The organism is Pseudomonas oplopanacis (genome assembly GCF_057128725.1).
The window spans coordinates 795,906-822,820 of the sequence record NZ_JBSKHV010000001.1; the positions used below are offsets into that span (position 1 = coordinate 795,906).

Below are 26,915 nucleotides of genomic sequence, written 5' to 3' on the forward strand. Positions count from 1 at the left end.
TGGGACGCTTAACCGAAGAACCGTTGGCCGGTTTTGGCCATTTCACGCAGTTTTGCGGTCGGGTGGTACAGCGCGCCCAAATCAGCGTACTGGTCAGCCAGGGCAACGAACTCGGCAACACCGATCGAATCGATGTAGCGCAGCGCACCGCCACGGAATGGAGGGAAACCAATACCGTAGACCAGACCCATGTCGGCTTCGGCAGCGGTTTCGACGATGCCGTCTTCCAGGCAACGCACGGTTTCCAGGCACAGCGGGATCATCATCCAGTTGATGATGTCTTCGTCAGTGACTTCGCGCTGCTCGTAAACGATCGGCTTGAGCACTTCCAGTACCGATGGATCGGCAACTTTCTTCTGCTTGCCGCGCTTGTCGGTCTCGTAGGCGTAGAAGCCCTTGCCGTTCTTCTGGCCCAGGCGCTTGGCTTCGTAGAGCACGTCGATCGCGGTACGGCGGTCGTCTTTCATACGGTCCGGAAAGCCTTCAGCCATCACGTCGCGACCGTGGTGACCGGTGTCGATGCCGACCACGTCCATCAGGTACGCCGGGCCCATTGGCCAGCCGAATTTTTCCATGACCTTGTCGATACGGACGAAGTCCACACCGGCGCTGACCAGTTTGGCGAAACCGCCGAAGTACGGGAACAGTACGCGGTTGACCAGGAAGCCCGGGCAGTCGTTGACGACGATCGGGTTCTTGCCCATTTTCTTGGCGTAGGCAACGGTGGTGGCAACAGCCAGCTCGCTGGACTTCTCGCCACGAATCACTTCAACCAGCGGCATCATGTGCACCGGGTTGAAGAAGTGCATGCCGACGAAGTTTTCCGGACGCTTGAGGGCCTTGGCCAGCAAGGTGATGGAAATGGTCGAGGTGTTGGACGCGAGGATGGTGTCCTCTTTGACCTTGTCTTCGACTTCGGCCAGTACGGCTTGCTTGACCTTAGGGTTTTCGACGACTGCTTCAACCACCAGGTCCACGTGACCGAAATCACCGTAGGACAGGGTCGGACGAATGCCGTTGAGCACTTCAGCCATTTTCGCTGCGGTCATGCGACCTTTATCAACGCGACCGACCAGCAGCTTGGCGGCTTCAGCCAGGCCTTGCTCGATGCCGTGCTCGTTGATGTCCTTCATCAGGATCGGCGTACCTTTGGAGGCCGACTGATAAGCGATACCGCCACCCATGATGCCGGCGCCCAGTACGGCAGCCTGCTTCACGTCTTTGGCGATTTCGTCGTAGGCCTTGGCCTTTTTCTTCAGCTCCTGATCATTCAGGAACAGACCGATCAAGCTCTGCGCGGCAGAGGTCTTGGCCAGCTTGACGAAACCGGCGGCTTCGACTTCCAGCGCTTTATCGCGACCGAAGTTCGCGGCTTTCTGGATGGTCTTGATCGCTTCAACCGGCGCCGGGTAGTTCGGGCCAGCCTGACCGGCGACGAAACCTTTGGCGGTTTCGAAAGCCATCATTTGTTCGATTGCGTTCAGCTTCAGCTTTTCCAGCTTCGGTTGACGCTTGGCCTTGTAGTCAAACTCGCCGGAAATGGCGCGTTTGATCAGCTCAAGGGCCGCTTCCTGCAGCTTCTCAGGCGCAACCACTGCGTCCACTGCGCCGACTTTCAGCGCGTCTTCAGGACGGTTTTCCTTACCAGCGGCGATCCACTCGATGGCGTTGTCGGCACCGATCAGGCGCGGCAGACGCACGGTACCGCCGAAGCCTGGGTAGATGCCCAGTTTGACTTCCGGCAGACCGATCTTGGCCTTGGTGGACATGACGCGGTAATCCGCCGCCAGGCACATCTCCAGACCACCACCCAGGGCGATGCCGTTGATCGCGGCGACAGTCGGGACGTTGAGGTCTTCGAAATCGCTGAAAATCTTGTTGGCTTCCAGATTGCCAGCAACGAGCTCGGCATCAGGCAGCTTGAAGTTCTCGACAAATTCGGTGATGTCGGCGCCGACGATGAATACGTCCTTGCCACTGCTGACGATCACGCCCTTGATCGAAGCATCTGCCTTGATGGTGTCCACAGCCTGACGCAGTTCGTTCAGGGTTAGACGGTTGAACTTGTTGACGGACTCACCCTTGAGGTCGAATTTCAATTCGACGATGCCACTTTCAAGAGCCTTAACCGTGATGGCTTTACCTTCGTAAATCATCAACTGATCTCCACGATATGGAAGCTGAACAGTACACGTCGGACGCAGGCGAATGGCTCGGCAGGACGTTAAACGTCAATGCTACGCCAATCCACCCGGCACACCCTCCAACGCGATAGTCGGGATTCTGTAGGAGCGATCTGAAATACAAACGCTCAATTCATACGCCCGTTTGATTTGGGTACGCCACCTTCACGGAATTTCCGACAATTGTCAATCGCCCAAAATACGGGTTGAAACGCGACTTTGCGGTCACTTCCGTACTGCGAAGATCTTCAACACGCAGATGCATGTGAACTCATTCATAGAATCAATAGTTAGAAAAGTCGCCCTAATTCGCTGCAGCCCGCGTTTAACAAGCTACGCTGGCATGGACTTGAAGAAAAAAGATGAACGCGCGGGGCGAATGCCCGGCGTAAGATCAGCCCTACAGCGAATTACCGGCCTGCCTGGCCAACCCCAGCCCGATGATGATGTCGGGCTTTTTATTGCCTGTCTGTCCGCATTGCGCGCCCTTGCAGAGCGCAACGCTCTCATTTCACGCCAGCGCTTTGAGCACGGCGTCAATGTCCTGCAAAACGGTCGCCTCGCCCTTCTCGCCCCAATACAAGGTGATCATCTGCTTGTCAGCCTCGACCTTGTAGACATTGGCTGGCAATTTTTCGAAATGATTGAGCAAGGCTCGATCCTCACATATCTCCTGCCACTGATTCACCCACACACCCGGTGATTTTTGCCAGTAGCTCCAGCACGCCGGCTGATTGCCACGGCGCGGCCGATGATACTGCGCACACGGGCTCGGCGGCTCCTGGCTCAGCCAGTGCGGCCACTCCTGAGGCGCCAGCTGCATGGCCAGGCCGATGCGTCGCGCCTCCATTCGCAGGGCCATGCGCCCGCTCTGACCACGCGACGGTCGCAACCACGCCAGTGGACTCAACACCACCAGCAGGATTGACACCACTATCCAGACCGTCATATCTGTACTCCCGATTCTTGATGGGCGCTTTGGGTCACTTTGGAACCATTGCGCTTGAAACCAGCCATACTTACCAATATTGCAATCCTCAGGAGGAGCACCTCATGCCCTACAACCATATTCTGGTCGCTGTAGATCTAACCGAAGAGTGCGACCCTGTCATCCACCGCGCTCGCGAGCTGTCTGTGAGCAACGGGGCGAAGTTGTCCCTGGTGCACATTGTCGAGCCAATGGCCATGGCCTTTGGCGGCGACGTCCCGATGGACCTGTCACAACTGCAACAACAGCAGTTCGATCAGGCCAAGGAGCGCCTGGACCGGCTGATTGTGAAGTATCCGGAACTCTCCAAGGAATACAGCCACCTGACTTACGGCCAGCCGCGCCAGGAGATTCACCATCTGGCCAAGGAACAGACTTGCGACCTGATCGTGGTGGGCAGCCATGGTCGACACGGCCTGGCATTGCTGCTGGGCTCAACCGCCAATGACGTGCTGCACGGCGCGCCATGCGATGTGCTCGCGGTGCACCTGGTCAAACGCTAACCCTTTGTGGGAGCGAGCCTGCTCGCTAAGGCGCCCTGCCAGTCAACATTGATATCGACTGATACGACCTCATCGCGAGCAGGCTCACTCCTACAGGAGATCTACAGCGAGCAGTAGATCGCATTCCATACGAAAAGCCCGGCGCTCATCACTGAACGCCGGGCTTTTTTGTTACGGGATCAATCAGGCATCCAGTTCGGCCCAGCGCTCGACCATCACGTCCAGCTCGGCCTGCAACTGTTCCAACTGCGCAATCACCGCAGCCGTTTCGGCAGCAGGACGCTGGTAGAAACCGGCATCGGCCATTTGCGCTTCAACCGCCGCGATCTGCTGTTCCATGGCTTCGATCTGGGCCGGCAGCATTTCCAGCTCACGCTGATGCTTGTAGCTCAACTTCTTCTTCGCCAGCGGCGCTTCAGCAGTAGCAACGACAGGCGCAGCCTCAGCCGCAACCACCGCGGAGGTCAGGTCGGCTTTGCCGGATTTGCTCTCGGTCACGCCCAGCAGGCGCGGCGAGCCGCCCTGACGCAGCCAGTCCTGATAACCACCGACGTATTCGCGAACCTTGCCTTCACCTTCGAAGACCAGGGTGCTGGTGACCACGTTGTCGAGGAATGCCCGGTCGTGACTGACCATCAACACGGTGCCGTTGAAGGTCAGCAAGACCTCTTCCAGCAGTTCGAGGGTTTCAACGTCGAGGTCGTTGGTCGGTTCGTCGAGGACCAACAGGTTCGCCGGCTTGCTGAACAGTTTGGCCAGCAACAGACGGGCACGCTCACCACCGGACAGCGCCTTGACCGGCGTGCGGGCACGCTGAGGGCTGAACAGGAAGTCGCCGAGGTAGCTCAGCACGTGACGGCTCTGACCATCGATATCGATGAAGTCGCGACCTTCGGCCACGTTGTCGATCACGGTCTTTTCCAGGTCCAACTGATGGCGCAACTGGTCGAAGTAGGCCACGTCGATGCGCGTCCCTTCTTCCACTGTGCCGCTGGTTGGCTGCAGACCGCTGAGCATCAGCTTCAACAGCGTGGTCTTGCCGGTACCGTTGGCGCCGAGCAGACCGATACGGTCGCCGCGCGTCAGGACCATCGAGAAGTCCTTGATCAGGAACGGGCCGCCCGGGTGAGCAAAGCTCACGTTCTCGAGGACCATCACCTGCTTGCCGGACTTGTCAGCGGTATCTAGCTGAATGTTGGCCTTGCCAGTGCGCTCACGACGCTCGCTTCGCTCAACGCGCAAGGCTTTCAATGCGCGAACACGGCCTTCGTTACGGGTGCGACGGGCCTTGATGCCCTGGCGGATCCAGACTTCTTCCTGGGCCAGCTTCTTGTCGAACAGCGCGTTGGCGGTTTCTTCAGCGGCCAGGGACGCTTCTTTGTGCACGAGGAAACTGGCGTAGTCGCCGTTCCAGTCGATCAGGCCACCGCGGTCCAGCTCGAGGATGCGGGTCGCGAGGTTTTGCAGGAATGAACGGTCGTGCGTGATAAACAGCACGGCGCCCTGGAAATCCTTCAACGCTTCTTCAAGCCAGGCGATGGCACCGATGTCCAAGTGGTTGGTCGGTTCGTCGAGCAGCAACAGATCCGGTTCGGAAACCAGGGCCTGAGCCAGCAGGACGCGACGACGCCAGCCGCCGGACAATTCGGCGAGGGTCTTGTCGGCTGGCAACTGCAGACGGCTCAATGTGCTGTCGACCAGTTGCTGCAAACGCCAGCCATCGCGGGCTTCGAGGTCGTGCTGGACGTGCATCAGCTTGTCCAGGTCGGCGTCGGTGACGATGTTCTGGCTCAGGTGGTGATACTGCGCGAGCAGCTCGCCCACGCCGTCCAGGCCTTCGGCAACCACGTCGAACACGGTCCGCTCGTCGGCTACCGGCAATTCTTGCGGCAATTCGCCAATCTTGAGGCCAGGTGCACGCCAAACGGAGCCCTCATCGGGCTTCTGGTCGCCCTTGACGAGCTTCATCATGCTGGACTTGCCAGTGCCATTGCGGCCGATGATGCACACCCGCTCACCACGGGCGATCTGCCAGGACACCTTGTCCAACAACGGCATAGCGCCGAAAGCAAGGGACACATCGCTGAATTTGAGCAGGGTCATGAGCTTCTCCAAAAACCGGGCGCGCATTCTACCTGACTTGAGGCTTCAGAAGGCCGGCAATTTCACTCTCGAAGCACTCTGCATAACAAATGTTACGAACTTGGGCTGACAGGCCTGCAAAGCTTTCGCCCGTTGCTGGCAAAAGGCTAAGCTACAGATTATTCAGTGCGGGCAATCCCCGCACTTGTCATGATTTCTCTGCCCGGACGTCTCATGCGCAGTCGCCTTTTCAGTCTTTTATCTTGCCTGCTTCTTTCTGCCACTGCCGTTCAATCAGCCCAGGCGGTGGACCTGTCCACCCAGCGCCAATATTACGATGAAGCCAAGCGCGCCCTGGCCAAAGGCGATACCGGTCCTTACTTTCGCTACAGCCAGGCCCTCAGTGATTACCCGCTGGAGCCGTACCTGGCCTATGACGAGTTGACCGCTCGCCTGAAAACCGCCAGCAATGCCGAAATCGAGAAATTCCTCGCCGACCATGGTGACCTGCCGCAAGCCAACTGGATGAAATTGCGCTGGCTGCGCTGGCTGGCCGACCGCGGCGACTGGGCGACCTTCGTCAAGTATTACGACCCCAAGCTCAACTTCACCGAACTGGACTGCCTGAACGCGCAGTATCAGATTGGCCACAACCAGAAGGCCGAAGGCTATGCCAACGCCAACAAACTGTGGCTGACCGGAAAATCCCAACCGGCTGCCTGCGATGCGCTGTTCGGGCAATGGGCTGCCGAAGGTCAATTGACCGAACAAAAACGCTGGGAGCGCACCAAGCTTGCTGCCCAGGCGCGCAATTATCCGCTGGCCAACAGTCTGGTTAGCGGCCTGACCACCCTCGCTCCGCGCGGTCGGCTGCTGATTGATGTGGCGCAAAAACCCGAGCTGCTCAACCAGCCTTCGCGCTTCACCCCGGCTGACGAACCGATGTCCGACGTGGTCAGCCTCGGCCTGCGCCGCCTGGCCAAGCAGGACCCGGACAAGGCTATGGACCTGCTGGACGGTTATGCCAGCAGCATGCACTTCTCCCGCGATGAAAAAGTGGCAATCGCCCGCGAAATCGGCCTGACGCTGGCGCGACGCTATGATGCTCGCGCGCTCGATGTCATGACCAAGTACGACCCGGAACTGCGCGACAACACCGTGTCCGAATGGCGCCTGCGCCTGCTGCTTCGCCTGGCTCGCTGGGACGATGCCTATCAGTTGTCTCGCCGCTTGCCACAGGACCTGGCGACCACCAACCGCTGGCGCTACTGGCAGGCTCGCACCCTTGAGCTGGCGCAACCACAAAACCCGGAAGCGCAGACGCTGTACAAGAGCCTTGCCCGCGAACGTGATTTCTATGGTTTCCTTGCCGCCGACCGTTCGCAACTACCGTACTCGCTGCTCAACAAACCGCTGGTACTCAGCCAGGCCACTATCAACAAGGTGCGCAACACGCCGGGTATACGTCGAGCCCTGGAGTTCCACGCCCGCGGCCAGGTCGTCGATGGTCGTCGCGAGTGGTATTACGTCAGCCGTCACTTCAACCGTGACGAGATGGTCGCCCAAGCGAAACTGGCCTATGACCTGAAATGGTATTTCCCGGCGATCCGCACCATCAGCCAGGCGCAGTACTGGGACGATCTGGACATCCGCTTCCCGATGGCCCACCGCGAAACCCTGGTCCGTGAAGCCAAGGTCCGCGGCCTGCATCCAAGCTGGGTGTTCGCGATCACGCGCCAGGAAAGCGCCTTCATGGACGACGCCCGCTCCGGCGTCGGTGCCAGCGGCCTGATGCAATTGATGCCCGGCACCGCCAAGGAAACCGCACGCAAGTTCAGCATTCCGCTGGCCTCGCCGCAGCAAGTGCTCGACCCGGACAAAAACATCCAGCTCGGCGCCGCGTACCTGAGCCAGGTCCATTCCCAGTTCAACGGTAACCGCGTCCTCGCCTCCGCCGCCTACAACGCCGGCCCTGGCCGTGTGCGTCAGTGGCTGCGCGGTGCAGACCACCTGAGCTTCGACGTCTGGGTGGAAAGCATCCCGTTCGACGAAACCCGTCAGTATGTGCAGAACGTGCTGTCGTACTCGGTGATCTACGGCCAGAAGCTCAATTCGCCACAGCCGCTGGTGGATTGGCATGAGCGGTATTTTGACGATCAGTGATTCCGTTTTTACCCACTGACAAAAAAAATGCCCGCATCGGTTGATGCGGGCATTTTTTTGGGTGCTCGACTTAGTCGGTAACCGGGTCGATAACCGTGTTGTGCCCATCACTAAACTGCAACGCCGCCAACCGCGCATACAGCGCATTGCTCGCAATCAACGCCTGATGCGTCCCCACCGCCACCAGTTTCCCTTGGTCCATCACCGCGATCCGGTCGGCGTTTTTCACCGTGGCCAAACGGTGGGCGATCACCAGCGTGGTGCGGTTTTTCATCAGGCTGGGCAGGGCTTGCTGGATCAGGTGTTCGCTCTGGGCATCGAGGGCGCTGGTGGCTTCGTCGAGCAGCAGGATCGGCGCGTCCACCAGCAATGCGCGAGCGATGGCCAGGCGTTGGCGTTGGCCACCGGACAAACCGAGGCCGCCGTCGCCCAGATGCGTCTGGTAACCGTGAGGCATTTGCTCGATGAAGTCGTGGGCATAAGCGATCTTTGCCGCTTCCTGAACCTGAGCCAGGGTGGCGCCCGGATTACCGTAGCGGATGTTCTCTTCGATGCTGCCGAAGAACAGCGCAGGATTTTGCGAAACCAGCGCGAAGCAACGGCGCAGGTCGAGTGGATCGAGCTGGGTCAACGGCACGCCATCGAGCAGGATCTGCCCAGCGGCCGGATCGTAAAAGCGCAGCAGCAAGTCATACACCGTGGATTTACCCGCACCGGACGGCCCCACCAGCGCAAGGGTTTCGCCCGCGTTAATGGACAGATTCAAGCCGTCGACGGCGTAACTCTCAGGCCGCGACGGATAGGAAAAACGCACGTCCTGTAGCACCAGATCGCCCTTCACCCGCTCCGGCAAGGTCACCAGGCCGGAAGTTGGCGGCTGAATGATGTTTTCCGAGCGCAGCAATTCGGCAATTCGCTCAGCCGCGCCTGCGGCTCGCTGCAACTCACCGATGACTTCACTCAAGGTGCCAAAGGCGCTGCCGACGATCAGGCTGTAGAAAACAAACGCCGCCAGTTCACCGGCCGAGATCCGCCCGGCAATCACGTCCATGCCACCGACCCAAAGCATCACGCCGACAGCACCCAGCACCAGCACGATCACCAGCGTGATCAACCAGGCGCGCTGGAAGATGCGTTTACGCGCGGTGTCGAATGCCTGCTCCACGGTCACGGCAAAGCGCTGCTCATCCTGGACTTGATGGTTGTAGGCCTGCACGGTTTTGATCTGACCGAGGGTTTCGGAGACATAACTGCCGATATCGGCAATCCGGTCCTGGCTCAGGCGCGACAGATTGCGCACCCGCCGGCCGAAAATCAGGATCGGGGCAATCACCAGCGGCAATGCAATCACCACGATGCTGGTGAGTTTGGGGTTGGTGATAAACAGCAACACAATCCCGCCGATGACCATCAGCAGATTGCGCAGAAACAGCGACAACGATGAACCGATCACCGATTGCAGCAACGTGGTATCGGCGGTCAGCCGCGACTGGATTTCGGAACTGCGATTGTTTTCGTAGAACCCCGGATGCAGGTAAACCAGGTGATTGAACACCTGCCGGCGGATATCTGCGACCACACGCTCGCCGATCCACGACACCAGATAAAAACGCGCGAAGGTGCCGATCGCCAATCCCACCACCAACACCATGAACAAGCCGATGGATTGATTCAGCAGGTGCGGTGACTGGGTCATGAACCCCTGATCCACCAGCAGGCGAATGCCCTGCCCCATCGACAAGGTGATGCCGGCGGTGACAATCAACGCGAGCAAGGCGCCAAAGGCTTGCCAGCGATACGGCGCAAGAAAGCGAAGGGTCAGGCGGATCGCGCGGCGGTGACGGGCAGAGAGCATCGGGGTTATCCAGTACGCCATTGATATCGCCAGCCTACACGGCCAGCGGGTGAACTCTGTAAATCATAATGAGTCAGGTTAATTATGACCGGGACGACTAGCTGCTAGACGCTATTGGTCTAAAGTCCGGGTGGCAACGTACTTAAATATCTGGTGGAGTGGCGTTGCCGTTCGGGAAAGATCGCAGGGAGTTGTCATAGCCCGGTCACCTGAAGGTTCTAAAGTAAGCACACACCTGAAGAGGAGACAGGCCATGTCCTTGCAAAACAGCAGCGAAGACAAGATTCAAGTGATCCGCACACAGCCCGACCAGTCTCTGGGTTGCTCGATTATCGATGCCGATGGGCGTGAAGTACCGATCACTGAAGACATGATCCAGAAAGCGTGCAGCGAACTGGAAAAGCGATTGGTCAAGCCTGCCGAACAAGAGTGATATAGCCACCGTCTTCTTGACCCGGCCCTGGTTGGCCGGGTTTTTTATGGGTGCTTATCTGGAAATGGCGGTGCGGCTATCGCGAGCCTGCTCGCGATGGGGCCAACCCGGTGTTCAGATGAGCGAAGCCCCCAACGCCGCGACAATCCTGCGCAACTCAGCCGAATCCGCCTCAATCCGCACTTGCAATCCATCAATCTCCCGACGCGACGGGTAATGCTTGCGCAATGCATCAAACGCCGCACGCTGTTCGTTCACACTACCTACAAGACTGCGGCGAAAATCCGCATCGTCACGGCGCGGGTCGTACACGCCACGGCACAGCATGGCCAGCGCCCACGCCGGATCAGCCTGCGCATGCAGGGTCACTTGCGACAACCACGGCGCCGGCAGCAAATCACTCAGGCTGACCTGAGCCGGCTGTCCGAGAAACTCGCAATACGCCTGATAGATCTGCGCCGTCCCGCGCTGTTTGCCATCAAGGCTGTAACCGGCAATGTGCGGCGTCGCCAGCACGCACAGTTCAGCCAGCGCCACGTCGACCTCAGGTTCGCCTTCCCAGACGTCGAGCACCGCTTGCAGGTCTTCGCGCTCAAGCAGCACCTGCCGCAGGGCGGCGTTGTCGACGACTGGGCCACGACTGGCGTTGATCAGCCAAGTGCCAGGCTTGAGCTGGCCCAAGCGTTTTTTATCGAACAGATGCCAGGTCGACTGCGCGCCGTGCTTCTTCAAAGGCGTGTGCAGGCTGATGACGTCGCACTGCTCGATGATCTGTTCGAGGCTGACAAAATCACCGCCTTCAGCCGCCTGCCGGGGTGGATCGCACACCAGCACGTTCCAGCCCAGACCTTGCAGGACCTTGACCAGACGACCGCCGACTTCGCCGGCACCGACCACGCCATAGGTGCGCCGAGTCAGGTCAGCGCCTTCGATTTCAGCCAGGGTCAGCAGACTGCCGAGCACGTAGTCGACCACGCCCCGGGCATTGCAGCCGGGTGCGCTGGACCAGGTGATGCCAGCTTGCTGAAAGTAATCCAGGTCCAGGTGATCGGTGCCGATGGTGCACGTGCCGACAAAGCGCACGTTGCTGCCTTCGAGCAAGGCGCGATTGACGTTGGTCACAGAACGGACCAGCAGCACATCGGCGTGTTCGACGGTGGCGCGGTCGATGGAACGTCCTGGCACCCGGCGGATTTCACCGAACCCAGAGAAGAAGGCATCGAGCAGCGGGATATTTTCGTCGGCAACAATCAGCATGGCAGGCTCCTTTGGCGGATCGGCAGTGTAGGCGGAGAAGGATGAGATGGGCCAGCGGGCATTACACAACCCTTGACAGTCCCCTGTGGCGAGGGGGCTTGCCCCCGTTCGGCTGCGAAGCAGTCGTGAAGTCATTGCTGCGGTCTGTCAGGCAGACTTCGTATGCAGGTTTTGGGGCCGCTTCGCGACCCAACGGGGGCAAGCCCCCTCGCCACAGGGAATCTCGCAACGTCCGGAATGCGATTACAAATCCCTAACACAGGACTTTTCCTGACCACTGCGTCAGGGCGTAGAATGCATCGCTTTGCGCATCAACACCTTTGGACGTTTCGCCTTTGAATTCCGTGACCGACAGCCTTGCCGCTACCACCCTCACCCGCCCGGCCCGGGTTCGCCTGGAGCTGAAAAACCTGCTCACCCTGGCGCTGCCGATCATGATCGCGCAGCTGGCGACCACTGCCATGGGGTTCGTCGATGCGGTGATGGCGGGCCGGGTGGGGCCTCGGGACTTGGCGGCGGTCGCACTGGGCAACTCCATCTGGGTCCCGGTGTTTCTGCTGATGACCGGTACCTTGCTGGCCACCACGCCAAAAGTCGCCCAGCGCTTTGGCGCCGGCACCCACAGCGAAATCGGGCCGATTGTGCGTCAGGCACTGTGGCTGGCTCTGGTGGTGGGTTTGATGGCGACCGGCATGCTGTTCAGCGCCGAGCCGATCCTGCACATGATGAAGGTCGATCCCGAATTGATCGGCCCGTGCATGCAATACCTGCACGGCATCGCGAGCGGCTTGCCCGCCGTCGCCTTCTACCATGTGTTGCGCTGCTTCAGTGATGGCCTGGGCCGTACGCGTCCGGCGATGGTACTGGGCCTGTGCGGGCTGGCGTTGAACATTCCACTGAACTACATCTTCATCTATGGCCACTTCGGTGTGCCGGCCATGGGCGGTGTCGGCTGCGGCTGGGCCACGGCGATTGTGATGTGGGTAATGGCGCTGGGCATGGCCGGCTGGGAACGCTGGGCGCCGGCGTATCAGTCGAGCCAGTTGTTCAGCCGTTTCGACTGGCCGCAGTGGTCGGTGATCAAGCGCTTGCTGGGCATTGGCCTGCCGATCGGGATCGCGGTGTTCGCCGAGTCGAGCATCTTTGCCGTCATTGCGCTGCTGATCGGCAGCCTCGGCGCCACCGTGGTGGCCGGCCACCAGATCGCCCTGAACTTCAGCTCGCTGGTGTTCATGATTCCTTACTCCCTCGGCATGGCCGTGACGGTGCGGGTCGGCCAGGCCCTCGGTCGACAGGAACCACGCGAGGCGCGTTTCGCCGCCGGTGTCGGCATGGGCACGGCGCTGGCGTATGCCTGCCTGTCCGCGAGCATGATGCTGTTGCTGCGCGAGCACATTGCAGCGATCTACACCGCTGACCCGACGGTGATTCGAGTGGCCGCGATGTTGATCGTGTACTCGGCGCTGTTCCAGTTTTCCGATGCCATTCAGGTGACGGCAGCCGGCGCATTGCGCGGGTATCAGGACACGCGGGTAACAATGATCCTGACCCTGTTCGCTTACTGGGGGATTGGTTTGCCGGTGGGTTACGCACTGGGCCTGACCAATTGGCTAGGTGCGCCAAGTGGCCCGAGCGGGCTGTGGCAAGGTTTGATCGTGGGCTTGAGCTGCGCGGCGCTGATGCTGTCGATCCGCCTGGCGCGCAGTGCACGCAAGCGGATCCGCATCAGTCATTCGGCGGGTTAAGCGAGTTTCTTGCGGATCCAGTACAGGTAGGTGCCTGCCTCTTCGTGCTGCGCCACCAGTTCATGGTCCAGAAACACGCAGAACTTGGGAATGTCGCGACGGGTCGACGGATCGGTCGCGATCACCTTGAGCAGGCCGCCGGGCACCAGGTCGCGGATGTGCTGGTGCAGCATCATGACCGGTTCCGGGCAGTTGAGGCCGGTGGCGTCGAGGGTGCCGTCTACCGGCGTATCAAGCATTTCACTCATGATTAACTCCTGAAACTGGCCGGCATTGTCGGCTTTTAAAATCATCTGTGGTGGACACCGTACCAGTGGGAGCGAGCAGGCTCGCTCCCACATTGACCTGCCTGTTTCAGCGGGACTTGGGTTTCTTCACGTCCAGCCGACGCAGATGGCACGTCACTTCTTCCCGGTCGTGATACAGCTGTTTACAGCCGATCTCAACCCGAATGCCGCGCTCCTTGAAGCCCTCGGCGATGCGTTCCAGCAAGCGTTTCACTTCGGCATAGCGCTGTTTCATCGGCAGTTTGAGGTTGACCACCGCTTCCCGGCAATGCCCCTCGCCAATCCACTCTTCCAGCATCGCGGCGTTGCGCGCCGGTTTCTCGACGATGTCGCACACCATCCAGTCCACCGGCTGCCGGGGCTTGTAGGTAAAACCGTCGGCCATCAAGTGTTGCACCAGACCGGTGTCCATCAGGCTTTCGGCCATCGGACCGTTGTCGATGGCGGTCACCAGCATCCCGCGATTGACCAGTTGCCAGGTCCAGCCGCCGGGGGCAGCGCCCAAATCAACGCCGGTCATGTCGCTGTGCAGACGCTCATCCCACTGATCGCGCGGGATGAAGTGATGCCACGCCTCTTCCAGTTTCAGCGTCGAACGGCTTGGCGCCTCACGCGGGAACTTCAGGCGCGGAATGCCCATCGGCCACATCGCCGAATTATTCGACTCGGCCAGGCCCATGAACACTTCACGGCCACTCTTGAACGTCAGCAGCAGGCGCGGCTTGTGCGCATCCTCCACCAGTTTGCCGGCGGCCATCAGCGCCTTGCGCAGGTGACCTTCAAACTTCTTGCAGAAGTTCGACAGTTCCTTGCCATCGTTGGTGTCGACCATTTCCAGCCACAGGCTGCCGCACAGCGGAAAGTCCGCCATGTGCGCGAGGATCACGCTGATGCGGTCGGTTTCCGGCAGATCAATAAAGATTCCGCGCGCCCATTGGCGCGGGAAGATCAGCTCGGCGAAACGCTGGCCACGCATCAAGCGCTCAGCGCCGTCTTCTTCGGTGCAGATGAACTCGGCGCAGGCGCTGGCGGTCTTGGCCTTGGCATAACCAGCCACGTTCAGGCGGGCGGCGTGCTCGGCAATCTCGGAACAGACTTCGCCTTCGAAGCCCGGCCGGCAATGCATAAAGAGGGTGTTCATTGAATCTCCTGGGCAATCGGCAATGAATCGATGCGCAAACTTGCCCTGTAGCAAAGCCTGTCACGAAAACCGGCGCATGATAGCCGAGTTCGGAACCTCGGACTTCACCATAGAGTCCAGTTATTAGCCTTAACGTCCAAACAGGGCTAGGTTAAGAGCTCTGTCCGTCCCGTCAGCCCGTAGCCGTGCGGGCTCAAAGGAGTCATTTCAATGCCGTCCCTCGATAGCCTGAAAACCCTTAAAACCCTGCAAGTCGACGACAAAACCTACCATTATTTCAGTCTGCCCGATGCTGCCAAGAGCCTCGGTGATCTCGACCAGCTGCCCATGTCGTTGAAAGTACTGCTGGAAAACCTGCTGCGCTGGGAAGATGAAAAAACCGTCACCGGCGCCGACCTCAAGGCGATTGCCGCGTGGCTCAAGGAGCGTCGCTCCGACCGCGAAATCCAGTACCGCCCCGCCCGCGTGTTAATGCAGGACTTTACCGGCGTTCCCGCCGTGGTCGACCTGGCCGCCATGCGCGCCGCCATGGCCAAGGCCGGTGGTGACCCGCAGCGCATTAACCCGCTGTCGCCGGTGGACCTGGTGATCGACCACTCGGTGATGGTCGACAAGTTTGGCAGCGCCAGCGCTTTCGAGCAGAACGTCGACATCGAGATGCAACGCAATGGTGAGCGATATGCGTTCTTGCGTTGGGGCCAGAGCGCCTTCCACAACTTCAGCGTGGTGCCGCCGGGCACCGGGATCTGCCATCAGGTCAACCTCGAATACCTCGGCCGCACGGTCTGGACCAAGGACGAGGATGGCCGCACCTACGCGTTTCCCGACACGCTGGTCGGCACCGACTCCCACACCACCATGATCAACGGTCTCGGCGTGCTCGGCTGGGGTGTCGGCGGGATCGAAGCGGAAGCGGCGATGCTCGGCCAACCGGTGTCGATGCTGATTCCGGAAGTGATCGGTTTCAAACTCACCGGCAAGCTCAAGGAAGGCATCACTGCCACTGACCTGGTGCTGACCGTCACCCAGATGCTGCGCAAGAAAGGCGTGGTCGGCAAGTTCGTCGAGTTCTACGGCGACGGCCTCGCCGACCTGCCGCTGGCCGATCGCGCGACCATCGCCAACATGGCCCCTGAATACGGAGCTACTTGCGGCTTCTTCCCCGTGGATGACGTGACGCTGGAGTACTTGCGCCTGTCCGGTCGACCACCGGAAACGGTGAAACTGGTCGAGGCCTACTGCAAGGCACAAGGCCTGTGGCGCCTGCCAGGCAAGGAACCGATATTCACCGACAGCCTGGCGCTGGACATGACCAGCGTCGAAGCCAGCCTCGCCGGCCCGAAACGTCCGCAGGACCGTGTTTCCCTGCCCAATGTCGCGCAGGCGTTCACGGACTTCATCGACCTGCAATTCAAACCCACCAGCAAGGAAGTAGGACGCCTGGAAAGCGAGGGCGGCGGCGGTGTCGCGGTGGGCAACGCGGACCTGGCCGGTGAAGCCGATTACGAACACGGCGGTCAGACCTATCGACTGAAAAACGGCGCGGTGGTAATTGCCGCCATCACGTCCTGCACCAACACCTCCAACCCGAGCGTGATGATGGCGGCCGGCCTGGTGGCGAAAAAGGCTGTGGAGAAAGGCCTCAAGCGCAAACCGTGGGTCAAGAGTTCGCTGGCGCCCGGCTCCAAAGTGGTCACCGACTACTACAAGGCGGCGGGCCTGACCCAATATCTCGACGAACTGGGTTTTGCGCTGGTCGGCTACGGTTGCACCACGTGCATCGGCAACTCCGGGCCATTGGCGGAGCCGATTGAAAAAGCCATTCAGGCCGCCGACCTGACCGTTGCGTCGGTGTTGTCGGGCAACCGCAACTTTGAGGGACGCGTGCATCCACTGGTGAAAACCAATTGGCTGGCCTCCCCGCCACTGGTCGTCGCCTATGCGCTGGCCGGCACGGTGCGCATCGACATCAGCAGTGAGCCGTTGGGCGACGACAAGGATGGCAATCCGGTGTATTTGCGCGACATCTGGCCGAGCAGCAAGGAAATTGCCGATTCGGTGAATCAGGTCAACACGTCGATGTTCCACAAGGAATACGCCGAAGTGTTTGCCGGCGACGAGCAATGGCAAGCCATCAAGGTGCCGCAAGCGGCGACGTATGTGTGGCAGGACGATTCGACCTACATCCAGCATCCGCCGTTTTTCGACGACATCGGCGGCCCGCCGCCGGTGGTCAAGGACGTCGCCGGGGCCCGGGTGCTGGCGCTGCTGGGCGACTCGGTGACCACCGACCACATCTCCCCCGCCGGCAATATCAAGGCCGACAGCCCGGCCGGTCAGTACTTGCGCGACAAGGGTGTGGAACCGCGGGACTTCAACTCCTACGGCTCGCGTCGCGGCAACCATGAAGTGATGATGCGCGGCACCTTTGCCAACATCCGTATCCGCAACGAAATGCTTGGCGGCGAGGAAGGCGGCAACACCTTCTACATTCCCACCATGGAGAGAATGCCGATCTACGACGCAGCCATGCGTTATCAAACGTCAGGCACGCCGCTGGTGGTCATCGCAGGCCAGGAATACGGCACGGGCTCAAGCCGCGACTGGGCGGCCAAGGGCACCAATCTGCTGGGCGTGAAAGCCGTCATCGCCGAAAGTTTCGAGCGGATTCACCGCTCCAACCTGGTCGGCATGGGCGTGCTGCCGTTGCAGTTCAAACTGGACCAGAACCGCAAGAGTCTGAACCTGACGGGCAGGGAAACCCTGGATATTCTCGGGTTGACCGGCGTGGAGCTGACGCCGCGGATGAACCTGACGCTGGTGATCACCCGTGAAGATGGCAGCAAGGAAAAGATCGACGTGCTGTGCCGGATCGATACGCTCAATGAGGTCGAGTACTTCAAGTCCGGGGGGATTTTGCATTATGTGTTGCGACAATTGATAACAGCGTAACCGCCCGCTGCCACAGACACCGCCTTCGGGCGGTGTTTTTATTTGTGCCGCTAGCGTCCCATAATCCGCCGCCGCTTTTGCATGCCCAACACCACCCCCCCCTGTAGGAGGGCCGGGGTATGCCGCAGAATTTTGCCTAATAAGGATGCTCAATGATCGCCCTGCCATGGACCTACCTGGCCTTACTCTCCCTCGGCTTCGGCCTCGCCTTGACCTACGGCCAACTCAGCTGGATGGCCTTGATCACCATCGCCTTGCTGATCGCGGCCGGTGTTGCCGTCCGCCAACAAAAACTCCCGATTGCCCGCTACCTCGGCCACGGCCTGTTCATCATCCTGACCCTGGCGCTGGCGATGCACTTGCTCCCGGGCTTCTTCAACGGACGCGCGATCGCCCCTCAATACCTCACCGCTGATGCCGTGCCGTTTTCCATGTACCTGAATCAGGACAAACCGCTGATCGGCTTCTGGCTGTTATTGGTTTGCCCATGGATTGTCGGCCGGCGCTCCTGGCGCCTTGGCGTTTACGCCACCGCCCTCGCCCTGACGCTGAGTGCCGTACTGGCCTTGGGTGGCGCGTTGTTGCTGGGCATGATCAGTTGGGCGCCGAAGTGGCCGGATCAAGCCTGGCTGTGGCTGCTGAACAATCTGTTGTTGGTCACGGTGGTCGAGGAAGCACTGTTTCGTGGCTACTTCCAGGGTGGCCTGAGCCGTCGGTTCAAACACCTGCCTTACGGCGAAAACCTCGCGCTGCTGCTCGCGTCGTTGCTGTTCGGTCTGGTGCATGTGGGCGCTGGCTGGCAATGGGTGCTATTGGCGACCCTGGCCGGTGTCGGTTATGGCCTGGCCTATCGTTTTGGCGGTCTGGGTGCCGCCATTGCCACCCATTTCGGTCTGAACCTGCTGCACTTCACGCTGTTCACCTATCCGATGCTCGCGAGTTGAGGCAATGCTCGTTTTGCGACGCACCGCTGATTATTGAAAAATAATTTCAACTAATTCCTGGCACCGCCGACAACCTGTCAAAGCCTTGCGGATTGAAAAAGCCATGCGTAACAACCAGCCCATTACCCAACGCGAACGGACCTTCCCGGCACAGCAACGGTTGATTTCCACCACCGATGCCAAGGGCGTGATCACTTACTGCAACGACGCGTTCGTCGAGATCAGCGGGTACTCGCGTGAGGAGCTGGTCCGCGCACCGCACAATCTGGTCCGTCACCCCGACGTTCCGGCCGCCGTGTTCGCGCACATGTGGGGCACTCTGAAGCAAGGCTTGCCATGGATGGGCATCGTCAAGAATCGCTGCAAGAGCGGTGATCACTATTGGGTCAACGCCTACGTGACGCCGGTATTCGAGGGCAACCAGGTAATCGGTTACGAGTCGGTGCGGATCAAACCCACCACCGAACAGATCCAGCGTGCCGAAGCGCTTTACCAACGCATCAACCAAGGCAAGTCCGCCATTCCATCGACGGATAAATGGCTGCCGGTGCTTCAGGACTGGCTGCCGTTCATTCTGGTCAGCCAATTGAGCTTCATGATCGGTGCCACGCTGACGTCACAGTGGGGCTTTGCCTTGGCGGCCGGCCTGTCGGTGCCGTTGGGCCTGATGGGGTTGAGCTGGCAACAGCGTGGTCTCAAGCGCCTGCTGGTCCTGGCCGGGCAAACCACCTCCGACCCGCTGATCGCGCAGATGTACACCGACAGCCGCGGCGCCCAGGCGCGCCTGGAAATGTCGATCCTCAGTCAGGAAGCCCGCCTGAAAACCTGCCTGACCCGTCTGCAGGACACCGCCGAGCACCTGACCGAACAAGCGAAACAGTCCGATACCCTGGCGCACAACAGCTCCAGCGGCCTGGAACGTCAGCGCGTCGAAACCGAGCAAGTGGCCACCGCCGTCAACCAGATGGCCGCCACCACTCAGGAAGTCGCCAGCCACGTACAGCGCACCGCCGACGCCACCCAGGAGGCCAATCGCCTGACCGGTCGCGGCCGCGACATCGCAGGGGAAACCCGCGAAGCCATCCAGCGCCTGTCGGTGGTAGTGGGTGAAACCGGCCTGACCGTGACTCAACTGGCCAAGGACAGCGACGAAATCGGCGGCGTGGTCGATGTGATCAAAGGCATCGCCGACCAGACCAACCTGCTGGCCTTGAACGCCGCCATCGAAGCGGCCCGCGCCGGTGAAATGGGCCGTGGTTTTGCGGTGGTGGCCGACGAAGTTCGCCAACTGGCGCAACGCACCAGCGAATCCACCGGGCAGATCCATGCCCTGATCGCCAAGCTGCAGCAGACCGCCAGCACCGCCGTGCAAACCATGGAAGCCGGGCATCGTCAGGCCGAAGAAGGTGTGGCACGGGTACTGGAAGCGGATCAGGCGCTGGTGGGCATCAGCGAAGCGGTGGCCAACATCACCGACATGACCACCCAGATTGCGGCCGCGACTGAAGAGCAGAGTGCGGTGGCTGAGGAGATCAGCCGCAACATCAGCAATATCTCGCAACTGGCGGACCAGACCTCGGAACAGGCACAGAACTCGGCGCTGTTGAGTGAAGAGCTGACGAAAACGGCGAATACCCAGTATTCGTTGGTGGAGCGGTTTAATCGCTGATCGTTGTTGGAATGAAAAAACCCGGACAGTGAAAGCTTCCGGGTTTTTTGTTGCCAATTTGAAAGTGATGGTGCCAGTCCCGACCTCTTCGCGAGCAGGCTCGCTCCCACAGGGGGATCTGTTGTAAACACAAATTGGGGGTGTGCCGGAAATCAAATGTGTGCGAGCCTGCTCGCGAAGAGGCCCGGACAGGCACTGAAAATCTCACCGAAGGAATGAGGCAATCTTCTGCGCCGCAGCCCACAAATGCTGCTCATGGGTAAACCCCGAAGCCTTCAGCGGTTTCAAATCATGATCCCCCGCCACCAGCCACATCATCTCGATGCTCGGCGATAACACATACCGCTCGACAGCCTCGCGATTACCCAGCGCATCGCGCTCGCCCTGCACAATCAACGTCCGCGTCTTCAACCCCGCCAAATGTTCAACCCGAGGTTTTTCCGGTTTACCCACCGCGTAAAACGGATAACCCAGACACACCAACGCATCCGCCCCCAATTCATCCGCCAGCAAACTCGCCATTCTCCCGCCCATGGACTTGCCGCCGATGGCCAGTGGCCCAGTGACATGGCGTCGCACCACGGCATACACCTCACGCCAGCATTCCAGCAGTTTCGGCGCCGGATTCGGTGGTCGTTTACCGCCATCCACACGCCGTTGCGCCATGTACGGAAACTCGAAGCGCACCACGTTGACGCCTTGATCGGCGAGGCGTGCCGCCATGTCGTCCATCCAGCCGCTGTCCATCGGCGCACCGGCGCCATGGGCAAGGATCAGTGTCGGTGAACCCGGTTTCGAAGCAGCGTTCCAGAGCCATCCGTGTTCCCGCACGCACTGCGCCCATTGATCCCCGTCAATACCGGCCTTGTGCTGTTTGTCCATGCTTGCCTCGCTTTTAGTCTGCCTATAACTCCGGCCGAAGGGAGCGTCATTGCCTTGCGCAGACGACTTCACTTCAGCTGAACCGTGGATGGGGAACCATGAACACTTCTATCAGTACCGCCTACAACTACAAGGTGGTCCGCCAATTCGCCATTATGACGGTGGTGTGGGGCATCGTCGGCATGGGGCTCGGGGTTTTTCTCGCGGCCCAGTTGGTCTGGCCCGAACTCAACTTCAATTTGCCGTGGACCAGTTTCGGGCGGTTGCGCCCGCTGCACACCAACGCGGTGATCTTCGCGTTCGGCGGTTGCGCGCTGTTCGCCAGTTCGTTCTACTCGGTGCAACGCACCTGCCAGACGCAGCTGTTCGCGCCGAAAATCGCCGCGTTCTGCTTCTGGGGCTGGCAACTGGTAATCCTGTTGGCGGCGATCAGCCTGCCGCTGGGTTACACCAGTTCCAAGGAATACGCCGAGCTGGAATGGCCGATCGACATTCTGATCACCATCGTCTGGGTCGCCTACGCCATCGTGTTCTTCGGCACGCTGGCCAAGCGCAAGACCAAGCACATCTACGTCGGCAACTGGTTCTTCGGTGCGTTCATCATCACCGTGGCGATTTTGCACATCGTCAACAACCTTGAGTTGCCGGTGAGTTTCACCAAGTCCTACTCGGTGTATTCCGGTGCGACCGACGCCATGGTCCAGTGGTGGTACGGGCACAACGCCGTAGGCTTTTTCCTCACCGCCGGTTTCCTCGGGATGATGTACTACTTCGTGCCGAAACAGGCCGAACGCCCGGTGTATTCCTATCGCCTGTCGATCGTACACTTTTGGGCGCTGATCACCCTGTACATCTGGGCGGGTCCGCACCACTTGCACTACACCGCACTGCCGGACTGGGCACAGTCCCTGGGCATGGTGATGTCATTGATCCTGCTGGCGCCAAGCTGGGGCGGGATGATCAACGGCATGATGACGCTCTCAGGCGCCTGGCATAAGTTGCGCAGCGACCCGATCCTGCGCTTCCTCGTGGTGTCGCTGGCGTTCTACGGCATGTCGACCTTCGAAGGGCCGATGATGGCCATCAAAACGGTCAACGCGCTGTCTCACTACACCGACTGGACCATCGGCCACGTTCACGCCGGGGCACTCGGCTGGGTGGCGATGATTTCCATCGGCGCGCTGTACCACATGATCCCGAAAATCTTCGGCCGTGAGCAGATGCACAGCATCGGCCTGATCAACGCGCACTTCTGGCTCGCCACCATCGGCACCGTGCTGTACATCGCCTCGATGTGGGTCAACGGCATCGCCCAGGGCCTGATGTGGCGCGCAATCAACGAAGACGGCACGCTGACCTACTCCTTCGTCGAAACCCTGGTGGCCAGCCACCCAGGTTTCATCGTGCGACTGGTGGGCGGGGCGATCTTCCTCAGCGGCATGTTCCTGATGGCTTACAACACCTGGCGCACCGTACGGGCCTCGCAGCCTGCCGACGTCGCCGCTGCCGCGCAGATGGCTTGAGGAGTCCGCCATGAAACACGAAACAATCGAGAAAAACGTCGGCCTGCTGCTGTTGTTGATGGTGCTGGCCGTGAGCATCGGCGGCCTGACCCAGATCGTCCCGCTGTTCTTTCAGGACGTGACCAACAAACCGGTGGAAGGCATGAAGCCCTACACCGCCCTGCAACTGGAAGGTCGCGACATTTACATCCGCGAAGGTTGCGTTGGTTGCCACTCGCAGATGATCCGCCCCTTCCGGGCCGAGACCGAACGCTATGGCCACTATTCGGTCGCCGGTGAAAGCGTCTGGGATCACCCGTTCCTGTGGGGCTCTAAACGCACCGGGCCGGACCTGGCGCGGGTTGGCGGTCGCTACTCGGAAGACTGGCACCGCGCGCACTTGTACAACCCGCGCAACGTGGTGCCGGAATCGAAAATGCCGGCCTACCCATGGCTGGTGGCCAATCAGCTCGACAGCAGCCACACCGAAACCAAAATCCGCGCCATGCGCACCTTGGGTGTCCCGTACACCGACGCTGACATCGCCGGGGCAACGGCCTCGCTCAAGGGCAAGACCGAAATGGACGCCTTGGTCGCTTACCTGCAAGTGCTCGGCACCGCTATCAAGAGCAAGAGGTGAGCCATGGTCATTGAAATGAGCAGTGGAATGATCCGCGGACTGGGCACGGTCGTGGTGTTTGTGGCCTTCGTCGGCCTGACGCTGTGGGTGTTCAACAGCAAGCGCAACCCGGAGTTCGCCGAAGCGCGCCTGCTGCCGTTCGCCGACGAACCGACACCCGATGACGCCACCCAAGAACCTGAAACAAGGAGTACCCGGCCATGACCACCTTTTGGAGTACGTGGATCTGCGTACTGACTATCGGCAGCCTGATCGGCCTGACCTGGTTGCTGATCGGCACCCGCAAGGGCGAAACCAAGGGCAGCGTCGACCAGACCATGGGCCACAGCTTCGACGGCATCGAGGAGTACGACAACCCGCTGCCGCAGTGGTGGTTCATGCTGTTCGCCGGCACGCTGGTGTTTGCCGTGGGATATCTGGTTCTTTACCCGGGCCTGGGCAATTGGAAAGGCATTCTGCCGGGCTATGAAAACGGCTGGACCGGCGTGCATGAATGGGAAAAGGAGATGGACAAGGCCGACGCGAAGTTCGGGCCGATCTTCGCCAAATTCGCCGCGATGCCCGTGGAAGAAGTGGCCAAGGACCCGCAAGCGCTGAAAATGGGCGGGCGCCTGTTTGCGTCCAACTGTTCGGTGTGCCACGGCTCGGATGCCAAGGGTGCATTTGGCTTCCCGAACCTGGCGGACAGCGATTGGCGCTGGGGCGGTTCGGCCGACACGATCAAAACCACGATCATGGGCGGGCGCATGGCCGCGATGCCGGCCTGGGGTGAAATCCTCGGTGAGTCCGGCGTGAAGAATGTCGCCGCATATGTGCGTCACGACTTGGCCGGTCTGCCGTTGTCTGCCGACAGCGGCGCCGACCTGCAAGCTGGACAGCAACTGTTCAGCACCACCTGCGTAGCCTGTCATGGGGCACACGGCCAGGGCACTGAAGCCATGGGCGCGCCGAATCTGACGCACCCGGCCGGTTTTATTTACGGTACAAGCCTGGCGCAACTGCAACAGACCATTCGTCATGGCCGCCAGGGCCATATGCCGGCGCAGAACGAATTGCTCGGCAACGATAAGGTGCAATTGCTGGCCGCTTACGTGTACAGCCTGTCTCACGGTGCCGGCACCGAGCGTTTGCAGGCTCAAGGCAAGCAGGAATAATTCTCGACCGCTCTGCTGCCGCATTCTCCCGGATGCGGCAGTTCCCTGCCTCTTTGCGACCCATTGTCGCACCCTCCCCCCGCTCTTTCTTTCGGTTCACCAGATTCGGGTCTAAGCTTGCTCGGTGCGGACTGGCATGAGCCGGTTCCAGGTCGTTTTTAGCCGATGTGTTCGACGATTCTGTTCGATGACAAGCCGCAAAGGCTGGTAGATACCGGCTGTCGCGACAATTGCCGTCGGTCACCCGATCGTTGTGTTTGAACACACCCCGTTACAACTGACCGGACCCCCTCCTCATTTTCGTCCGCCGCGACATTTTGCCCTTGGGTGATTTTGTCCTTACGCGGCGCATGGAAAGGCCGCAGAATCAGCTTTTGAAAGCATTGACCCAGGTCATGGCGCGTTGCAATGACCCCCTGCTTTCTCCATACTTGCGGCCGATTTTTACTCCTAATAAAACACCCAAACCGTGGAACCTTAGAATGAGCACAGCAATCAGTCCGACTGCTTATAACTATAAGGTAGTCCGCCAGTTCGCCATCATGACGGTGGTCTGGGGGATCCTTGGCATGGGGCTCGGTGTCTTCATCGCCTCACAGCTTGTATGGCCGGAATTGAACTTCGGTCTGCCGTGGACGACTTTTGGACGCTTACGCCCGTTGCACACCAACCTGGTGATTTTCGCCTTCGGTGGTTGTGCACTGTTTGCCACTTCTTATTACGTCGTGCAGCGAACCTGCCAAACGCGACTGATTTCCGATAGCCTCGCGGCCTTCCACTTCTGGGGATGGCAAGCGGTGATCATCGGCGCGATCGTTACCTTGCCGCTGGGTTACACCACCACCAAGGAATACGCGGAACTGGAATGGCCCCTGGCTATTCTGCTGGCCATTGTCTGGGTCGTTTACGGTCTGGTGTTCTTCGGCACCATCGTCAAGCGCAAGACCAAGCACATCTATGTCGGTAACTGGTTCTACGGCGCGTTCATCGTCGTGACCGCGATGCTGCACATCGTCAACCACATGTCGCTGCCGGTCAGCCTGTTCAAGTCCTACTCGGCCTACTCGGGTGCGACTGACGCCATGATCCAGTGGTGGTACGGCCACAACGCCGTAGGTTTCTTCCTGACCACCGGCTTCCTAGGGATGATGTACTACTTCGTGCCGAAGCAGGCCGAGCGTCCGATCTACTCCTATCGCCTGTCCATCGTGCACTTCTGGGCGCTGATCACCCTGTACATCTGGGCCGGTCCGCACCACCTGCACTACACCGCACTGCCGGACTGGGCTCAGTCCTTGGGCATGGCAATGTCGATCATCCTGCTGGCTCCGAGCTGGGGCGGCATGATCAACGGCATGATGACCCTGTCGGGCGCCTGGCATAAGCTGCGCACCGACCCGATCCTGCGCTTCCTGGTCGTGTCGCTGGCGTTCTACGGCATGTCGACCTTCGAAGGCCCGATGATGGCCATCAAGACCGTCAACTCGCTGTCTCACTACACCGACTGGACCATCGGCCACGTACACGCCGGCGCCTTGGGCTGGGTAGCGATGATCTCGATCGGCGCGATCTACCACATGATCCCGAAACTGTTCGGTCGCGCCCAGATGCACAGCACGGGCCTGATCAACACGCACTTCTGGCTCGCGACCATCGGTACCGTTCTGTACATCGCTTCGATGTGGGTCAACGGCATCACCCAGGGTCTGATGTGGCGTGCAATCAACGATGACGGCACCCTCACCTACTCGTTCGTCGAAGCGCTGCAAGCCAGCCACCCTGGCTACATCGTTCGCGCCCTGGGCGGTGCGTTCTTTGCCAGCGGCATGCTGTTCATGGCCTACAACGTATGGCGTACCGTACGTGCCTCGAACCCGGCTGAAGCCGAAGCCGCCGCTCAGATTGCTGTAGTTGGAGCTCACTGATGAAGCATGAAGCAGTCGAGAAGAATATTGGCCTGCTGGCCTTCTTCATGGTTATCGCCGTCAGCATCGGCGGCCTGACCCAGATCGTTCCGCTGTTTTTCCAGGACGTCACCAACAAGCCGGTCGAAGGCATGAAGCCTCGTCCTGCGCTTGAAGTCGAAGGACGCGACGTCTTTATCGCCAACGGTTGTGTCGGCTGCCACTCGCAGATGATCCGCCCGTTCCGTGCTGAAACCGAACGCTACGGCCACTACTCCGTTGCCGGTGAAAGCGTTTGGGACCACCCGTTCCTGTGGGGTTCCAAGCGTACCGGTCCGGACCTGGCCCGCGTCGGCGGTCGTTACTCCGATGACTGGCAGCGTGCGCATTTGTACAACCCGCGCAACGTAGTGCCTGAGTCGAAAATGCCGGCCTACCCGTTCCTCGTGGAAAACAAGCTCGACGGCAAAGACACCGCCAAGAAACTGGAAGTCTTGCGCACGCTCGGCGTCCCTTACACCGACGAAGACATCGCCGGCGCCAAGGATGCTGTGAAGGGCAAAACCGAAATGGACGCGCTGGTGGCCTATCTGCAAGGCCTGGGCACCATCATCAAAAGCAAACGGTGATT

The 26,915-nt window shown here is 60.1% G+C and carries 21 protein-coding genes; 13 read left to right on the plus strand and 8 right to left on the minus strand.

What is annotated here, in order from left to right:
• Positions 1-8: 8 nt before the first annotated feature.
• Together fadB and ACWKV5_RS03840 are read right to left on the minus strand one after the other, a co-directional pair.
• A complete protein-coding gene (gene fadB, locus ACWKV5_RS03835; protein ID WP_027921690.1) occupies positions 9-2,156 on the minus strand; it encodes a fatty acid oxidation complex subunit alpha FadB in 2,148 nt (715 codons plus the stop codon).
• Between the two features lie 538 nt (positions 2,157-2,694).
• Positions 2,695-3,132: a hypothetical protein gene (locus ACWKV5_RS03840; RefSeq protein ID WP_010456364.1), complete on the minus strand. Its 438-nt coding sequence runs from the start codon at positions 3,130-3,132 to the stop codon at positions 2,695-2,697.
• A 104-nt stretch (positions 3,133-3,236) separates the two neighbouring features.
• On the opposite strand from ACWKV5_RS03840, the gene ACWKV5_RS03845 reads away from it, so the two are divergent.
• Complete coding sequence (locus ACWKV5_RS03845; RefSeq protein WP_483840232.1) at positions 3,237-3,674, plus strand: universal stress protein; 438 nt, start codon at positions 3,237-3,239, stop codon at positions 3,672-3,674.
• A 183-nt stretch (positions 3,675-3,857) separates the two neighbouring features.
• Here the strand turns inward: ACWKV5_RS03845 and ACWKV5_RS03850 are convergent, their stop codons facing one another.
• Positions 3,858-5,777, minus strand: a complete 1,920-nt coding sequence (locus ACWKV5_RS03850; protein ID WP_483840233.1) for an ATP-binding cassette domain-containing protein — start codon at positions 5,775-5,777, stop codon at positions 3,858-3,860.
• A gap of 213 nt (positions 5,778-5,990) precedes the next feature.
• Between ACWKV5_RS03850 and ACWKV5_RS03855 the strand changes: the two genes are divergently transcribed.
• Positions 5,991-7,919, plus strand: a complete 1,929-nt coding sequence (locus ACWKV5_RS03855) for a transglycosylase SLT domain-containing protein (protein WP_483840234.1) — start codon at positions 5,991-5,993, stop codon at positions 7,917-7,919.
• Positions 7,920-7,989: 70 nt separating this feature from the next.
• On the opposite strand, the gene ACWKV5_RS03860 is transcribed toward ACWKV5_RS03855, so the two are convergent.
• Positions 7,990-9,774 (minus strand): ABC transporter transmembrane domain-containing protein, encoded by a 1,785-nt coding sequence (locus ACWKV5_RS03860; RefSeq protein ID WP_483840323.1) that lies wholly within the window; start codon positions 9,772-9,774, stop codon positions 7,990-7,992.
• Between the two features lie 253 nt (positions 9,775-10,027).
• Between ACWKV5_RS03860 and ACWKV5_RS03865 the strand changes: the two genes are divergently transcribed.
• Positions 10,028-10,207: a PA1571 family protein gene (locus tag ACWKV5_RS03865; protein WP_027921696.1), complete on the plus strand. Its 180-nt coding sequence runs from the start codon at positions 10,028-10,030 to the stop codon at positions 10,205-10,207.
• A gap of 114 nt (positions 10,208-10,321) precedes the next feature.
• Here the strand turns inward: ACWKV5_RS03865 and pdxB are convergent, their stop codons facing one another.
• Positions 10,322-11,464, minus strand: a complete 1,143-nt coding sequence (gene pdxB / locus ACWKV5_RS03870; RefSeq protein ID WP_483840235.1) for a 4-phosphoerythronate dehydrogenase PdxB — start codon at positions 11,462-11,464, stop codon at positions 10,322-10,324.
• A gap of 335 nt (positions 11,465-11,799) precedes the next feature.
• On the opposite strand from pdxB, the gene ACWKV5_RS03875 reads away from it, so the two are divergent.
• A complete protein-coding gene (locus tag ACWKV5_RS03875; RefSeq protein ID WP_483840236.1) occupies positions 11,800-13,209 on the plus strand; it encodes an MATE family efflux transporter in 1,410 nt (469 codons plus the stop codon).
• On the opposite strand, the gene tusA is transcribed toward ACWKV5_RS03875, so the two are convergent.
• Positions 13,206-13,457: a sulfurtransferase TusA gene (gene tusA, locus ACWKV5_RS03880; protein ID WP_007945068.1), complete on the minus strand. Its 252-nt coding sequence runs from the start codon at positions 13,455-13,457 to the stop codon at positions 13,206-13,208. The two genes, ACWKV5_RS03875 and tusA, sit on opposite strands and share 4 nt — an antisense overlap.
• Positions 13,458-13,563: 106 nt before the next feature.
• Positions 13,564-14,637 carry a 23S rRNA (cytidine(2498)-2'-O)-methyltransferase RlmM gene (gene rlmM, locus ACWKV5_RS03885; protein WP_483840237.1) on the minus strand — a complete coding sequence of 358 codons (1,074 nt, stop codon included), beginning with the start codon at positions 14,635-14,637 and terminating at the stop codon, positions 13,564-13,566.
• 210 nt (positions 14,638-14,847) lie between these two features.
• Between rlmM and acnA the strand changes: the two genes are divergently transcribed.
• The 3 genes from acnA to ACWKV5_RS03900 all read left to right on the plus strand — a co-directional run bounded on the left by acnA (position 14,848) and on the right by ACWKV5_RS03900 (position 20,202).
• Positions 14,848-17,589, plus strand: coding sequence for an aconitate hydratase AcnA (acnA, locus tag ACWKV5_RS03890; protein WP_483840238.1), 2,742 nt, complete (start codon positions 14,848-14,850; stop codon positions 17,587-17,589).
• Positions 17,590-17,741: 152 nt separating this feature from the next.
• A complete protein-coding gene (locus ACWKV5_RS03895; protein WP_483840239.1) occupies positions 17,742-18,533 on the plus strand; it encodes a lysostaphin resistance A-like protein in 792 nt (263 codons plus the stop codon).
• A 103-nt stretch (positions 18,534-18,636) separates the two neighbouring features.
• A complete protein-coding gene (locus tag ACWKV5_RS03900; RefSeq protein WP_483840240.1) occupies positions 18,637-20,202 on the plus strand; it encodes a methyl-accepting chemotaxis protein in 1,566 nt (521 codons plus the stop codon).
• A 204-nt stretch (positions 20,203-20,406) separates the two neighbouring features.
• On the opposite strand, the gene ACWKV5_RS03905 is transcribed toward ACWKV5_RS03900, so the two are convergent.
• On the minus strand, positions 20,407-21,084 hold the full coding sequence (locus ACWKV5_RS03905; protein WP_483840241.1) for an alpha/beta family hydrolase: 678 nt from the start codon (positions 21,082-21,084) through the stop codon (positions 20,407-20,409).
• Between the two features lie 98 nt (positions 21,085-21,182).
• Between ACWKV5_RS03905 and ccoN (ACWKV5_RS03910) the strand changes: the two genes are divergently transcribed.
• From ccoN (ACWKV5_RS03910) to ccoO (ACWKV5_RS03935), 6 genes are all read left to right on the plus strand, one after another.
• Complete coding sequence (gene ccoN, locus ACWKV5_RS03910; protein WP_140667107.1) at positions 21,183-22,607, plus strand: cytochrome-c oxidase, cbb3-type subunit I; 1,425 nt, start codon at positions 21,183-21,185, stop codon at positions 22,605-22,607.
• A 10-nt stretch (positions 22,608-22,617) separates the two neighbouring features.
• The gene (gene ccoO, locus ACWKV5_RS03915; RefSeq protein WP_483840242.1) at positions 22,618-23,226 is read left to right on the plus strand and encodes a cytochrome-c oxidase, cbb3-type subunit II; all 609 of its coding nucleotides are present in this window, start codon (positions 22,618-22,620) and stop codon (positions 23,224-23,226) included.
• Positions 23,227-23,229: 3 nt separating this feature from the next.
• Positions 23,230-23,430: a cbb3-type cytochrome oxidase subunit 3 gene (locus ACWKV5_RS03920; RefSeq protein ID WP_483840243.1), complete on the plus strand. Its 201-nt coding sequence runs from the start codon at positions 23,230-23,232 to the stop codon at positions 23,428-23,430.
• Complete coding sequence (gene ccoP, locus ACWKV5_RS03925; protein ID WP_483840244.1) at positions 23,427-24,380, plus strand: cytochrome-c oxidase, cbb3-type subunit III; 954 nt, start codon at positions 23,427-23,429, stop codon at positions 24,378-24,380. The genes ACWKV5_RS03920 and ccoP overlap by 4 nt, the downstream gene beginning before the upstream one ends.
• 482 nt (positions 24,381-24,862) lie before the next feature.
• A complete protein-coding gene (gene ccoN / locus ACWKV5_RS03930; protein ID WP_483840245.1) occupies positions 24,863-26,305 on the plus strand; it encodes a cytochrome-c oxidase, cbb3-type subunit I in 1,443 nt (480 codons plus the stop codon).
• A complete protein-coding gene (gene ccoO / locus ACWKV5_RS03935) occupies positions 26,305-26,913 on the plus strand; it encodes a cytochrome-c oxidase, cbb3-type subunit II (protein ID WP_054054085.1) in 609 nt (202 codons plus the stop codon). Before ccoN (ACWKV5_RS03930) ends, ccoO (ACWKV5_RS03935) begins: the two co-directional genes overlap by 1 nt.
• Positions 26,914-26,915: the final 2 nt, after the last annotated feature.